Below are 13,580 nucleotides of genomic sequence, written 5' to 3'. Positions count from 1 at the left end.
GGGGAACGGCGGAGGTGCCGGGGCGGGAAGCGACGTCGGCGGAGACACGCGTGGGCCCCGCCCCGGAAGAAGACCGGAGCGGGGCCCACGCGGGCTTCACGGCGTGGTCGCCGCGGTCACTCTCAGAGGAGGCCGAGGGCGCGTACCGCCTCGCGCTCCTCCGCCAGCTCCTTGACGGAGGCGTCGATGCGGGCGCGGGAGAACTCGTTGATGTCCAGGCCCTGGACGATCTCGTACCTGCCGTCCTTGGTGGTGACCGGGAAGGACGAGATCAGGCCCTCGGGAACGCCGTAGGAGCCGTCCGACGGGATGCCCATGGAGGTCCAGTCGCCCTCGGCGGTGCCGTTCACCCAGGTGTGGACGTGGTCGATGGCGGCGTTCGCGGCGGAGGCGGCCGACGAGGCACCGCGGGCCTCGATGATCGCGGCACCGCGCTTGGCGACGGTCGGGATGAAGTCCTCGGCCAGCCACTTCTCGTCGTTCACGACCTCGGCGGCGTTCTTGCCGGCGACCGTGGCGTGGAAGATGTCCGGGTACTGGGTGGCGGAGTGGTTGCCCCAGATGGTCAGGCGCTTGATGTCGGCGACCGACGAGCCCGTCTTCTTCGCGAGCTGGGTCAGCGCGCGGTTGTGGTCCAGGCGGGTCATCGCGGTGAAGCGCTCGGCCGGGACGTCCGGCGCGGCGGCCTGCGCGATGAGCGCGTTGGTGTTGGCCGGGTTGCCGACGACGAGCACCTTGATGTCGTCCGCGGCGTGGTCGTTGATGGCCTTGCCCTGCGGCTTGAAGATGCCGCCGTTGGCCTCCAGCAGGTCACCGCGCTCCATGCCCTTGGTGCGCGGGCGGGCGCCCACCAGCAGGGCCACGTTGGCGCCGTCGAAGGCGACGTTCGGGTCGTCGGAGATGTCGATGCCCTGCAGCAGCGGGAAGGCGCAGTCGTCCAGCTCCATGGCCGTGCCCTCGGCCGCCTTGAGCGCCGGGGTGATCTCCAGCAGGCGCAGCTTGACCGGCACGTCCGCGCCGAGCAGCTGGCCGGAGGCGATGCGGAAGAGCAGGGCGTAACCGATCTGGCCGGCCGCGCCGGTGACGGTGACGTTCACGGGAGTGCGGGTCATGGCGTTCTCCGTATGACAGCTGGCGGTGGGGCGTCCCTGCCCCGGGCGGATGATCGATCTCTTGGCGTCAAGAGAGATCCACCGGTCAGGCTATCGCGCATCCGACATGCGAGACGTCCCGGGCCGTGTGGCTCACCCCACAAGGGGATCACCGGGGGCGTGCAGCCCCTCGTCACGGCACACGAAGAGGCGGCCGCCCGTCCGGGGAGAGGCGGACGGAGACGGCCGCCGGGGGATACCGGCTTGCCGGACTCCCGTGGGGGTACGGTGCGCCTTCCCGGGAATCGGGACCGCCATGCGGCCACTCCCGGAATTTCACCGTCCGGACACCCGGACACCCGGACACCCGGACACCCGGACACCCGGAGCGACCGCTACCGCGTGCAGCCCGTCGCTCCGGACGCCAGGGTCGCGCAGGACTTCGCCTCCGCCGCGTTCCTCACGGCGACCATGGGGGTGTACGCGATGGTGTCGCCCCCCGCGGTGAGGGTGCCCGTCTGCTTCACCCCGCCCGCGGTCACCCGCACCTCGTCGCCCGGTACGGCGCCGGTGACGCGGCCCCAGGCGGTCCCGCAGGTCTTGCTGTAGCGGACCTCCAGGGTGGCGGTGCCGACGGTGACGGACTTGGCCGTGGTCACCAGGTCGCCGCTGCACCCCATGGCCTCGGCGTCCTTGCCGGTGCAGGCGGCACCGGAGCACTTCACCCCGGGCGGCAGGCTCCGGTGCCGGTCGGCGGACGGCGAGGGCGACGTGGCGGCGCTCCCCTTCTTGTCGCCGTCGCCCCGCTCGGTGAGGAGGAAGACGGCGGCGATGACGACGAGGACGCCGACGAGACCCGCGAGGAACATCGTGACCCGCTGCCGCCCGGAACCCGCCCCCGGACGGCCCGTCGGCCGGGGAACCCGCGGCCCGTCGTACGGCGTCGGACCGCCCGGTGTCCCGCCGGGACCGTCGGGAGCGACCGGCGGCCGGGTCCACGAACCGGCGGTGAGCCCCACACCGGCAGTGGTGCCCGCCTTGGGGGAGCCGTCCACGCCGGGCTTGACGAAGCCGCCCGCGGCCGCCTTGACGGAGGCGCCCACGCCCGGTCCGGCGCCGGCACCCGAACCCGCACCGGCACCTGAACCCGCACCCGTACCGGCACCGGCACCTGAACCCGCACCCGTACCGGCACCGGGGGCCGCCCCGGCAGCCGTCCCGGCGTCGGCGGCAGGCCGGGCGGTCGCCTGGGAGGGGCCTCGATATCCCGCCAGCCCCCAGGAGTTGACGCCGGATGCCGCACCCGACCCGGTACCCCGGCCGGCGGACGCCCCGCGGCCGTCGCCACCGGCCGTCCTGCGGCTGCCGCTCTCCCCGGCGTCGGCGTCGGCGTCGGTGGCCGCCGGCCGGCGGGGGATCGTCGGCGAGACACCCGCGGGTCCGGCGATGCCCGGGGTGAGGGTGGCACTGCCGTTCCTGTGGGCGGACGGCCAGCCGGCCCCCCCGGCCGCACCCCGCTCCTTGCCCGCACCACCCGGCTCATCGCCCGTACCGGGCACCCGGCCCGACCCAGCCGCTCTCGACTCCCCGGACGCCCCGGACGCGCCGGACGCCTTGCTCGGCCCGGCCGCCCAGGACTTCCCGCCCGATCCGGCCACCCCCGACTCCCGGCCCGATCCGGCCACCCCGGACTTCCCGCCCGATCCGGCCACCCCCGACTCACCGGACTCCCCCAGCGCGGCACGCGCCTGGGAGATGCGGATCGCGTCCATCGTGCGGTCGTGCCGCATCTCCGCCCGGCTCCAGGCACGTTCGGCCAGCTCCCACATGGTGGCCAGGTGGGCGGGATCGGCGCCGGTGACCTCGGCGAGCGCGATGATCGCGCCCTTGGGTGCGAGGAGCCGCCCGCCGAGGTAACGCTCCCACGACGCCTTGCCGTAGCCCGTGCTGTCGGCCACTGCCGCGATGCTCAGGCCGCTGCGGTCCACGAGGTGCCGCAACCGGCCGGTGAACTCCTTGATCTGCGGGTCCAGATCCTCGGGCAAGGCCTTCCAACGAGGCATCGCTCCCCCTCTTCCCCCGGTCGGTGCTCTTGTGTCCCACGCGCGGCCCCCCGGCCCGCCCCCGCGTCCCGGTACCCGTGCCGGCCACCCACGGGGATGCGCTGCCCGAGGATCCCGGTTCCCGGAGCGGGAACGCACAGGAGCGTGCACCGCCGCGGCGGTGCACCCGGTGCTACGAGGTCCTCGTAAAAGTATCCCGAACTGTCAATACATCGACACCTGAACGGCGCCCGCGGCCGTGCGCGCGGACACCGTAGCGGAACGGTCACTTCCGTGCCACAGCGCAAGGACAGGCGTTGAACGGGGAGTTCGGGGGCGGAAGGCTGAACACGGACGGCGGCCCGTCCCTGCTCGGGGGAAGGGATGGGCCGCCGTTCCATGCCTGACGGGGTGTCAGCCGCCCCGGGTCACCGGTCCCCTCGCGTACCCGAACACCGGCCGCGCTCCCGGGCGGAGGGCCGGCGGCCCGCGTCCCCGGGCGGAGACGCGGGCCGGTCACCGGCGTCGCGTGGGCGGCTACTTGGTGATCGTGAAGTGCAGGGTGCCCTTCAGGAACGGGATCTGCAGCCACGGGTCGGGCTGGGCCATCATCGTCAGCAGGACGATCGCCACGCCGAGGATGCCGTACGTCGCGATGTCCGTGAAGCGGGAGCGGACGGCGAGCATGCCGACCCTCGGCAGGGTCCAGCGCATGACCGCGCCGGCCAGCAGTCCGGCGCCGATCAGCAGGGTGCCGTAGCGGAACACGTCGAGCGCGGTCAGCAGCAGGCCGAGCGCGACCGCGCCGAGCACCACCAGCAGCGGCCACTGCCGGGCGGGCGCCGGGGCGTCGCCGGGCGCGGCCCGGCCGCCGCCCTCGGGGCGCGCGGTGTCCCTGGTGAACAGCGGGAAGCGCCGGGTGACCCGCCGCGGGCGCCCCTGCGCGTCGGGGGCGCTGATCGCGTCCCGCACCTGCGGTTCCGCGTCTCCGCGGGTGTCCTCAGCCGGCACTGCGCTCCGCCGCCTCGACCACGTTGACCAGCAGCTGCGCCCGGGTCATCGGGCCGACACCGCCGGGGTTGGGGGAGATCCAGCCGGCCACCTCGAGCACGTCGGGGTGGACGTCGCCGACGATCTTGCCCTCGGCGTTGCGGGAGACGCCGACGTCCAGGACGGCCGCGCCCGGCTTGACGTCCTCGGCCCGGATCAGATGCGGGAAGCCGGCGGCCGCGACGATGATGTCGGCCCGCTTCAGGTGGGCGGACAGATCGCGGGTGCCGGTGTGGCACTGGGTCACGGTCGCGTTCTCGCTGCGCCGGGTGAGCAGCAGCGGCATCGGGCGGCCGATGGTCACGCCGCGGCCGACGACCACGACCTCGGCGCCCTTGATCTCCACGCCGTGGGCCCGCAGCAGGGAGATGATGCCGTTGGGGGTGCAGGGCAGGGGGGCGGGCTCGTTCAGGACGAGCCGGCCGAGGTTCATCGGGTGCAGGCCGTCCGCATCCTTGGCCGGGTCCATCAGCTCCAGGATGCGGTTCTCGTCGATGCCCTTGGGCAGGGGCAGCTGGACGATGTATCCGGTGCAGGCCGGGTCCTCGTTCAGCTCGCGCACCACCGCCTCGATCTCCGCCTGCGTCGCCGTGGCCGGCAAGTGGCGCTGGATGGAGGCGATGCCGACCTGCGCGCAGTCGCGGTGCTTGCCGGCGACGTACTTCTGGCTGCCGGGGTCGTCCCCGACCAGGATCGTGCCGAGCCCGGGCGTGACGCCCCTCTCCTTCAGCGCCGCCACGCGGGCGGTCAGATCGGACTTGATCGCGGCTGCGGTGGCCTTGCCATCGAGAATCTGGGCGGTCATGCCCCCATCCTCGCGGATGACCCGGCCCGGGTTCCAATCCGGGTGGCCGACGCCATGATCAGCGAGGTTGCTCTTGCACAACACATCGGGATTCCGGCTGGACAAGCAAGAGCCCGCTGACGAACGATGAACGCACAGTGCCGCGGGCAGTACCGGGGGGACGGACCGCATCTGTAGGACTCTCCTCCGAACCGTGCTCCCCGTCGTCCCCGCACTCGAGCAACGGAGGAACTCCGCCATGAGCTTTGGCGACCCGAACAATCCGTACGGCCCGCCGCCGAACCAGCAGCCGGCCGCCCCCGGCTACGGCCACCCGCAGGGCTCCCAGCCGGGCTACGGCCACCCGCAGGGCGGCCAGCAGGGGTACGGCTACCCGCAGGGCGCGCAGCAGGGGTACGGCTACCCGCAGGCGCCGCCCGTGGGGCCGTACGGTGCGGCCGTGCCGCAGACCATGCCCGGTACCGTCGGCGCCGCACGCGTGATGCTGTGGGTGATCACCGGTCTGCAGATCCTCGGCATCGCCCTGTTCGCGTTCTCCGCCGTCAAGGTGAGCGCCGCGAAGGGCGACAACACCCTGAAGGACGACGCCTCCTTCCAGCGGTTCGCCGACTACTCGACGGGCCTGCTGTGGGCCATCACGCTGTTCGCGGTCGCCTGGGCGGTGTTCACCGTCGTCCTGGCCCTCAAGTTCAACACCGGTGGCAACGGCGTACGCGTCACGACCCTGGTCTACGGCGTCATCACCGCGGTCCTCGGCCTGTACCCGTTCGTCCTCGTGGGTCTCGTCCACACGGTGCTGGGCATCCTGATCGCCTGCTTCGTCGGCGGTTCGGCGGGCTCGGCCTGGTTCAACCGCCCCCGCTACTGACCCGCACCACCCCGAGGGCCGTGTCCCGTCCCGTGATCGGGGGGACACGGCCCTGGCGTTCGCCGTCCGGGCGTGCGCGGCTCAGTGAAGGAAGCGGCGCGTGCCCGTCTCAGTGGAAGAAGTGGCGCGTGCCGGTGAAGTACATGGTCACTCCGGCCTTCTTCGCGGCCTCGACGACCTGCTCGTCACGGATCGAGCCGCCCGGCTGGACGATGGCCCGGACACCGGCGTCGATGAGGATCTGCGGGCCGTCGGGGAAGGGGAAGAAGGCGTCGGAGGCCGCGTAGGCGCCGCGGGCGCGCTCCTCGCCGGCCCGCTCCACGGCCAGCTTGCATGAGTCGACCCGGTTGACCTGGCCCATGCCGACACCGACCGAGGCGCCGTCCTTCGCGAGCAGGATCGCGTTGGACTTCACCGCGCGGCACGCCTTCCAGGCGAACGCCAGCTGCGCCAGCTCCTCGGGAGCGAGCGCCTCGCCGCTGGCCAGCGTCCAGTTGGCCGGGTCGTCGCCCTCGGCCTGGAGCCGGTCGGCGACCTGGAGCAGCGCGCCGCCGTCGATCGGCTTGACCTCGACGGGGTGGGCCGGGGCGTCGGGGCAGCGCAGCACGCGGATGTTCTTCTTCTTGGTGAGGGCCTCCAGCGCGCCCTCCTCGTACCCGGGCGCCACGATGACCTCGGTGAAGATCTCCGCGACCTGCTCCGCCAGCTCCTTGCTGACCGGGCGGTTGACCGCGATCACGCCGCCGTACGCGGAGACCGGGTCGCAGGCGTGCGCCTTGCGGTGCGCCTCGGCGACGTCCGCGCCCACCGCGATGCCGCACGGGTTGGCGTGCTTGATGATCGCGACGCACGGCTCGTCGTGGTCGTACGCGGCACGGCGGGCGGCGTCCGTGTCCGTGTAGTTGTTGTACGACATCTCCTTGCCGTGCAGCTGCTCGGCGGCCGCGAGACCTCCCTCGCCGGAGGTGTAGAGCGCGGCGGGCTGGTGCGGGTTCTCGCCGTAGCGCAGGGTGTGCGCACGCTCCAGGGTGATGCCGACGAAGTCGGGGAACCGCTCCCCGGAACCGTCGGCGGGGGCGTAGGAGGAGGCGAACCAGGAGGCGACGGCGATGTCGTACTCCGCGGTGTGCCGGAAGGCCTCCGCCGCCAGGCGCTTGCGGGCGGCGAGGTCGAACCCGCCGTCCTGCACCGCGGCGAGAACGTCGGCGTAGCGCCGGGGGCTGGTCACCACGGCCACGGACGGGTGGTTCTTGGCCGCGGCGCGCACCATCGACGGGCCGCCGATGTCGATCTGCTCCACGCACTCGTCGGGCGAGGCACCGGAGGCGACGGTCTCCCGGAACGGGTACAGGTTGACGACGACCAGGTCGAACGGCTCCACCCCCAGCTCGGCGAGCTGCTCGCGGTGGCTGTCCAGACGCAGGTCGGCGAGGATGCCCGCGTGCACCTTCGGGTGCAGGGTCTTCACCCGGCCGTCCAGGCACTCGGGGAAGCCGGTCAGCTCCTCGACCCTGGTGACGGGGACGCCGGCGGCGGCGATCCGGCCGGCCGTGGAACCGGTGGAGACGAGCTCGACACCGGCCTCGTGCAGCCCGCGCGCGAGGTCCTCGAGCCCGGTCTTGTCGTAGACGCTGACGAGCGCGCGACGGATGGCCCGCTTGTTGCTCTCGGCGGTCACTGGATAACTACCTTTCGTCCCTCGATGCGATAGCCGTTGCGGGCGAGCCGCCCCACGACCTCGACGAGCAGCCTTCGCTCGACTTCCCTGATGCGCTCGTGCAGCGCGCTCTCGTCGTCCTCGTCCCGGATCTCGACCACGCCCTGGGCGATGATCGGCCCGGTGTCGACGCCGTCGTCGACGAAGTGGACGGTGCAGCCGGTGACCCGGGCGCCGTACGCGAGCGCGTCCCGCACGCCGTGGGCCCCCGGGAAACTGGGCAGCAGGGCGGGGTGGGTGTTCACGAACCGCCCGCCGAACCGGGCGAGGAACTCCTTGCCGACGATCTTCATGAACCCGGCGGAGACGACGAGGTCGGGCTCGTACCCGGCCACGGTCTCGGCGAGAGCGGCGTCCCACTCCTCCCGGGAGCCGTAGTCCTTCACCTTGCACACGAAGGTCGGCAGCCCGGCCCGCTCGGCCCGGGCGAGCCCCTCGACCCCGGCGCGGTCGGCCCCGACGGCGACGACCCGGGCGCCGTACGACCCGGCTCCGGTGCGCTCGATCTCGTCCAGGAGCGCCTGCAGGTTCGTGCCGGATCCGGAGACCAGCACGACGAGGCGCTTGACCGCTGGGCCAGCGGGGGTGGCGGCCACGGTGGGGCCCTTTCTCGGGGTGGCGATATGTCCGGCCGACGGCTTTGTGCGTTCACACCAATGCTTCACGCCCCGCGATACGGGGAAGTCTACGAAGCGGCCGACCGTCAGCAACGATACCGGCACCGCGGACGGCCCCCGCGGGACGGGGGCGTGGCCGGAAGGTAGCGTTCGCAGGGAATCGGGACGGGGCAGCCTCGGGAACGCGGTCGTCATGCGGTGCGTTGACGGGGTGGAAGCTCACGCCGGACAGCCGTAGTCACCTAGGGGAAGACGCTCTTTTGATGGCCGATCGCAGCCTGCGACTCCTCACGTTCCCGCCGCACCCCGTCCAGGGGGGCGAGCGCGGCGCTGTGCTGCTGCGAGAGCGGCCGGCCTCGCCGCCCGAGGCGCCGCGCGGCCGCGACGGCGACGGGCGGGGCGGTGAGCGGCAGGACGACAACCCGTTCGCACCGCCCCCGGAAGGCACCCCGGACCGCCCGTGGCAGCCGCGCCACCACCCTGGAGCGTCCTCCGGCCAGGACCAGGGTCAGGGGAACGGACGGGGACAGGGCCAAGGGGAGGGGCAAGGCTCCGGCTCCGGCTCCGAGGACCACTCTCCCTGGGGCAGCCAGTGGAGCGACCGCCAGCCCGGCCGATCTCCCGGCGGCTTCGGCGACCGGCCCGGCGCCGATCCGCAGGGACCGGTCGGACCCGGCGGGCCGGGCGGACCGGCCGGCTCCCACATGCGCTGGGACCCGACCGACCCCGCCCAGCGGCGCGCGCGGTACGCACTGCTGTCGGGTATGTGGGCAGTCTTCTTCGTCCTGTTCAGCTGGCCGTACGTGGCCCTGCTGCTGGGTGCGCTGTCCCTGTACTGGGGCATCAGCTCGCTGCGCGCCAAGCCGCGCAGCGCGTCCCCGGACACCCCGGCGGCCCCGGCCCCCACCGGCCGGCCGCAGACGACGGCGGCAGTCGGCGGCCTGGTGACGGCCTCCCTGGCCCTGGCCCTGGTGGCCTCGACCTTCGCCGTCCAGCTGGTCTACCGCGACTACTACACCTGCGTCGGGGACGCCCTCACCCACGAGGCCAAGCAGTCCTGCGACACCATGCTGCCGAAGGAACTGCGCGGCGTACTGGGCGTGAGCGACGGCTGACGCGACGGGCGGGTGCCGCCGAGGACGGCCGAGGTCACCGGCGGGTGCCGACACTTCGGCTGACGCCACGGGTGCCGCCGAGGACGGCCGAGGTCACCGGCGGGTGCCGACACCGGGGAACACGGTCCGGCGATCCACTGCGGCACCCACCGCCGACCGCCGTCGGAGGTCCCCGACCGGCGGCGCCGGACGAGATGCGACGGCCCCCGCCGGCACCTCGCGCCGCACGCGGTCCGCCGGCCCGTCCGGCGGGGCGGTCCTCGCCGAACGCCGTCCGATCGTGCCTGCGCACCCCTCACGGAACGCGGTCCGGGCAATCCGGCGCGGGGCACCTTGCCGGTGCGTTCCGATGGTCCTCGTGCGCGATGGTCAGGAGTCCTTCTCCGGGGCCACGGGGCCGCTTCCGGGCGGGGGCGGTGGTGTGGAGGTTCCGGACGACGGGTCGCCCGGGGCCGGGGACCGCGCCGGTGGCCCGTCGGGGAGTTCGCGAGTGGCGGCCGCCTCCCTCAGGGCCGCCCAGCGGGAGGCGCGCGCCAGCTCGTCGTGCCAGTCGGAGGTGAACGGATCGTCGGCGGGGAGGAAGTCGTACAGCTCCTCCTCGGCGCCGCCGGCCGTGCCGGTCACCGTATCCGGCCGAGCGGTCCCCTTCGCCTTGATGAGCCCCCGGAACTTCGGGCCGCTCTTCGGCTTGGCGGCGTCCTTCGACTGGGTCTTCTTCTGCGACTGACCGGCACCCTTCGCCTGGTCGCCGCCCTTCGCCTGGTCACCCTTCGACCAGGTGGTGTCGTCCGACCGGGTGGCGTTCCCGGCGGCATGGGTACGCGCGGCCCTGCCGCCGTCCTCGCCCTTCGCCCCGTCTCCGTCCGTGGCCCTGCCGCCGCCCTCGCCCTTCCCCCCGTCTCCGCCGTCGGCCTCGCCGACGTCGGACTCGTTGCCGTCCATGCCCCCGGTGCCGCTCGCGGATTCCATGACCCCGGTGCCGCTCGCGGCCCGGCTGCCGTCCGTGATCCCGGTGCCGCTCGGGGCCTGGCCGCCGTCCATGACGCCGGTGCGGTGGCCGGCGTCGGTGCCTTCCGTGGTCCCGGTGCCGTGCTCGGCGGCCCCGATACCGTGCTCGGCCTCGGCGTTCTCGTCCTCGGTGGCGCCACCGGCCCAGACGGCGCCGCCCGGCTTCGCCGTCGGCTCGTCGCCGGTCGCGGGCTTCGCCGTCCCCGGCTCCTGAGGCCCTGCGGACTTCCCCCCGGGGCCCTGCCCGTCGTTGCCGGAGTCCGCCGCGGCCCCCGCCACCGGCGCCTTCGCCGACGCCGGTTCCTGCGTCGCGCCCTTCGCCGGGCCCGGGACCGCACCGCCGGCCGTCTCCCTCCGCGGCTCCTTGCCCCGCGCCGCACCTTGCGCTCCCTGCGCCGGAATCGCCTCGGACCGCTTCCGCCGGCCCCGCAGCCGCCAGGCCCGTGCGCCGAGCGCCACCGGCATCGCGAAGAGCGCCGTCCAGACGCCGGCCGCTCCCCCGGTCTGCCACCACACCGGGCCGAAGCGGGCCAGCGCGGCCACGCCCAGCGGCCCGCCGGCCAGTTCGGCGAGCAGGCCCAGGAACACCGCGCAGACCGCCGCCGTCAGCAGGACCGCCCCGGCGGTGCGGCCGGCCGACCAGCGGGCCCGCGCCGCCTGCCCGGCCTCCCGCCGCCGTACGGCCGCCCGCCCCACGAACCACCCCGCCGTCAGCCCGGCCGCCGCCGGCACCAGCCCGGCCGCCCAGTTCAACGGCGCTCCGGCGCCCGCGTCCGGCACCGCCGCCAGCAGCGGGAAGGGCGGCAGCAGAGGGGCCGGATCGGAGGCAAACGGATGCACCGGGTGTCCGGCGCCGAGGGCGAATCCGGGGCCGAGGGCGTAGGACGCGGCCCACACGGCGGCGTTGGGGATCAGTGCGATGCCGAGCAGCAGTACGGCGAACCGCCCCGTCCAGCCCTCCGTCAGCTGCAGGAAGGACGCCCGCGCCACGTCGCCGTGCCACACCAGGGACACCCCGGTCAGCAGCGCCCCGCCCCCGAAGAGCACCGCCGTCGCGACACCGGCCGCCCGTACGGCCGTACCCAGCAAGGCCCGCACCCCGGCGCGCGCGAGCAATCGCCGTACCGGCCCCGGCAGTAGCGCCGGCAGGCCCGATGCCGCCCACTCCGCTGCCGGTTCCGTCCCGCCGGGCAGGCGTCCCGCGTGCGGGTGGCGGTGCGCCGACCAGGTGCCGGCGGCCGCCGCGGCCATCGCGACGGCCGGCAGACAGCTCGTCACCCATTCCCACGAAGGGCGTAGTTGGCCGCCCGCGCAGTACAGCGTGGCCGCGCCGGCCACGCCGAGGTAGCCGAGCACGACGCCCGTCCACGCCGTCAGAGCCGGTACCGGGGGCGGTCCGTCGGGCTCGGCGGAGACGTCCGAGGCGTCGCGCGCCGCCCGGTACAGCAGCCACACCGGCAGCACGAGCAGCAGCAGCGGGGTCAGGCCCACCGGCAGCGGCGCGCCCGAGAGCGTGTCGGTGCGGACCAGTTCCACCCCGTGCGCCAGCAGCCACAACGCGGCGGCCACGTGCAGCGCCCCGCCCGGCCCGCTGTCGGGGTACGGCGAGCCCACCCACATGGCCAGGACGAGTACGGCGAACGCACCGAGCCCGAGCCCGGCCGCCACCGCACCGCCGAGAAGGCTCGCGCCCAGTCCGGGCGAGCGGTCGCGCACGCGGGCCAGCAGAGGCGACGGGGACGGTCGGCGAGCGGTCATCTGGATCACGGACGCCATGGTCCCAACGACACGCGCTTTCCCGTCGTAACGGGCGAACCCCCGTAGTGTCGCTCAATATATGTTTATGTTCTTTTTCGTACGAAAGGGTGCATGGTGACGACGCAGAGAACTGCCACCCCGCTGCCACCACCGACGGAGCGCCGACGCCTGCGCGTCGCCCACTCGCTGACCCAGGGTCAGCTCGCGGCCCGACTCGGCGTCAGCCGCGCCACGGTGCGGGCGTGGGAGTCCGGCCGCCGTGTCCCCGACGGAAGCGACGGCGAGGCGTACGCGGGCCTGCTGTCCACGCTCGCCCGCCCGACGGACCCTCAGGCCCCGGCGGGGAAGGCGAGCGGGCCCGTCCCCGAGGGCACGCCGGCCGCGCCCGAGCCGCTGACGCCCGCTCAGGCCTTCGACGCGCTGTACGCGTTCTGCGCACCCGCCCTCGTACGGCAGACCTATCTGCTCACCGGGCGCCGGGACCTGGCCCGCGAGGTCGTGGAGCAGGCCTTCCAACAGGCCTGGCAGCGCTGGCCCGAGGTGGCCCGGGACCGGGACCCGGCCGGATGGGTGCGCGCGGTGGCGTACGACTGCGCGCTCTCCCCCTGGCACCGCTTCCGCCCCCGGTACCGGCACCCCGAGCCCCCGCCCACCGACCCGGCCGACCGCGCCCTGTTGCACGCCCTGCTCGGGCTTCCGCCGGCATACCGGCGCACGCTCGTCCTGTACGACGGGGTGGGCCTCGACCTGCCGGAGACGGCGGCGGAGACGGAGGCGAGCACTCCGGCGGCCGCCAGCCGGCTCACACACGCCCGCGAGGCGGTCGCCGCCTGTCTGCCGGAGCTGGCCGATCCCGCCGAGCTCCATCGCCGCCTGCTGGAACTGGCCTCGGCGGAGCGCCTGCGCGCGGCCCGGCCGACGGTGGTGCGCACGGTGGGCGAACGCCGGAACGTCTTCTGGACCCGGGCGGCCATCGCGTTCACGGTCACGATCGTCGGGGCGACGACGCTGACGCTGCGGACGGCGCCGACGCACTACGAGGCGCCGATCGCTCCTGCCCAGGCGGTGCGGGGGGTGCCGCCGCGGGCCGCACTGGGGCCCCTGTCCGGGGAGGAGATCGCCCTCCGGAGGAAGCTGCGGCAGTCGGAGGCGAGCGGTCCGGAAAGGCTGATGCCGGACCTGCGGTGACGGGGCCCGCCGGCGCCCCCGGGGAGACCGGGCCCGGGGGCGCCGGCTGCGCGTTCGTGGTCGCTACGGGGGCGTTGCCTGCTGCGGATTCGCCGTGGCAGCGGTGGCCGTTGCGGGAGGGGGGGTCGCCGTGGCAGCGGCGGCCATTGCGGGATGGGGGTTCGCCGTGGCGGCGGTGGCGTCGCCGGGTGGGGATTCGCCTGGCAGCGGAGGCGTTGCGGGATGGGATTCGCCGTGGCAGCGGGGGCGTCGCCGTGCCCTGGCAGCGGCGGCGTTGCCGGGTGGGGATTCGCCGTGGCAGCGGAGGGCGTCGTCGCTGTG

General features: G+C 74.3%; 10 protein-coding genes. 3 read left to right on the top strand and 7 right to left on the bottom strand.

Features of this window, described 5'->3' with window-relative positions:
• Positions 1-122: 122 nt before the first annotated feature.
• The 4 genes from ABVB68_RS10300 to ABVB68_RS10285 form a co-directional block, all read right to left on the bottom strand.
• On the bottom strand, positions 123-1,112 hold the full coding sequence (locus ABVB68_RS10300) for a malate dehydrogenase (protein WP_353600592.1): 990 nt from the start codon (positions 1,110-1,112) through the stop codon (positions 123-125).
• 374 nt (positions 1,113-1,486) lie between these two features.
• Positions 1,487-3,154: a DUF2690 domain-containing protein gene (locus ABVB68_RS10295; protein WP_353600591.1), complete on the bottom strand. Its 1,668-nt coding sequence runs from the start codon at positions 3,152-3,154 to the stop codon at positions 1,487-1,489.
• 516 nt (positions 3,155-3,670) lie between these two features.
• On the bottom strand, positions 3,671-4,144 hold the full coding sequence (locus ABVB68_RS10290; RefSeq protein WP_353600590.1) for a DUF3017 domain-containing protein: 474 nt from the start codon (positions 4,142-4,144) through the stop codon (positions 3,671-3,673).
• Positions 4,134-4,988: a bifunctional methylenetetrahydrofolate dehydrogenase/methenyltetrahydrofolate cyclohydrolase gene (locus tag ABVB68_RS10285; RefSeq protein WP_353600589.1), complete on the bottom strand. Its 855-nt coding sequence runs from the start codon at positions 4,986-4,988 to the stop codon at positions 4,134-4,136. The genes ABVB68_RS10290 and ABVB68_RS10285 overlap by 11 nt, the downstream gene beginning before the upstream one ends.
• A 238-nt stretch (positions 4,989-5,226) precedes the next feature.
• On the opposite strand from ABVB68_RS10285, the gene ABVB68_RS10280 reads away from it, so the two are divergent.
• The gene (locus tag ABVB68_RS10280) at positions 5,227-5,856 is read left to right on the top strand and encodes a hypothetical protein (RefSeq protein WP_353600588.1); all 630 of its coding nucleotides are present in this window, start codon (positions 5,227-5,229) and stop codon (positions 5,854-5,856) included.
• A gap of 109 nt (positions 5,857-5,965) precedes the next feature.
• Here the strand turns inward: ABVB68_RS10280 and purH are convergent, their stop codons facing one another.
• Both purH and purN read right to left on the bottom strand, forming a co-directional pair.
• Entirely contained in the window at positions 5,966-7,534 is a 1,569-nt protein-coding gene (gene purH / locus ABVB68_RS10275) for a bifunctional phosphoribosylaminoimidazolecarboxamide formyltransferase/IMP cyclohydrolase (protein WP_353600587.1), read from the bottom strand.
• A complete protein-coding gene (gene purN, locus ABVB68_RS10270; RefSeq protein ID WP_353600586.1) occupies positions 7,531-8,169 on the bottom strand; it encodes a phosphoribosylglycinamide formyltransferase in 639 nt (212 codons plus the stop codon). Before purN ends, purH begins: the two co-directional genes overlap by 4 nt.
• A gap of 284 nt (positions 8,170-8,453) precedes the next feature.
• On the opposite strand from purN, the gene ABVB68_RS10265 reads away from it, so the two are divergent.
• Positions 8,454-9,305, top strand: a complete 852-nt coding sequence (locus ABVB68_RS10265) for a hypothetical protein (protein ID WP_353600585.1) — start codon at positions 8,454-8,456, stop codon at positions 9,303-9,305.
• Positions 9,306-9,674: 369 nt separating this feature from the next.
• Here the strand turns inward: ABVB68_RS10265 and ABVB68_RS36885 are convergent, their stop codons facing one another.
• Entirely contained in the window at positions 9,675-12,089 is a 2,415-nt protein-coding gene (locus ABVB68_RS36885; RefSeq protein ID WP_503006059.1) for a cell division protein PerM, read from the bottom strand.
• Between the two features lie 93 nt (positions 12,090-12,182).
• Between ABVB68_RS36885 and ABVB68_RS10255 the strand changes: the two genes are divergently transcribed.
• Complete coding sequence (locus tag ABVB68_RS10255) at positions 12,183-13,259, top strand: sigma factor-like helix-turn-helix DNA-binding protein (protein ID WP_353600584.1); 1,077 nt, start codon at positions 12,183-12,185, stop codon at positions 13,257-13,259.
• Positions 13,260-13,580: the final 321 nt, after the last annotated feature.

The sequence above is a fragment of the Streptomyces sp. NPDC096012 genome (assembly GCF_040426375.1).
In the GTDB taxonomy this organism is placed as follows: Bacteria; Actinomycetota; Actinomycetes; order Streptomycetales; family Streptomycetaceae; genus Streptomyces.
The sequence above is the reverse complement of the archived record's forward strand: the minus strand, read 5'-3'. Positions and strand labels throughout refer to the sequence as shown.

Excerpts from the sequence above, each read along its gene's own strand:
- ABVB68_RS10300 (WP_353600592.1), bottom strand. The coding sequence starts at position 1,112 with ATGACCCGCACTCCCGTGAACGTCACCGTCACCGGCGCGGCCGGCCAG.
- ABVB68_RS10295 (WP_353600591.1), bottom strand. The coding sequence starts at position 3,154 with ATGCCTCGTTGGAAGGCCTTGCCCGAGGATCTGGACCCGCAGATCAAG.
- ABVB68_RS10285 (WP_353600589.1), bottom strand. The coding sequence starts at position 4,988 with ATGACCGCCCAGATTCTCGATGGCAAGGCCACCGCAGCCGCGATCAAG.
- ABVB68_RS10280 (WP_353600588.1), top strand. The coding sequence starts at position 5,227 with ATGAGCTTTGGCGACCCGAACAATCCGTACGGCCCGCCGCCGAACCAG.
- ABVB68_RS10265 (WP_353600585.1), top strand. The coding sequence starts at position 8,454 with ATGGCCGATCGCAGCCTGCGACTCCTCACGTTCCCGCCGCACCCCGTC.
- ABVB68_RS36885 (WP_503006059.1), bottom strand. The coding sequence starts at position 12,089 with ATGGCGTCCGTGATCCAGATGACCGCTCGCCGACCGTCCCCGTCGCCT.
- ABVB68_RS10255 (WP_353600584.1), top strand. The coding sequence starts at position 12,183 with ATGGTGACGACGCAGAGAACTGCCACCCCGCTGCCACCACCGACGGAG.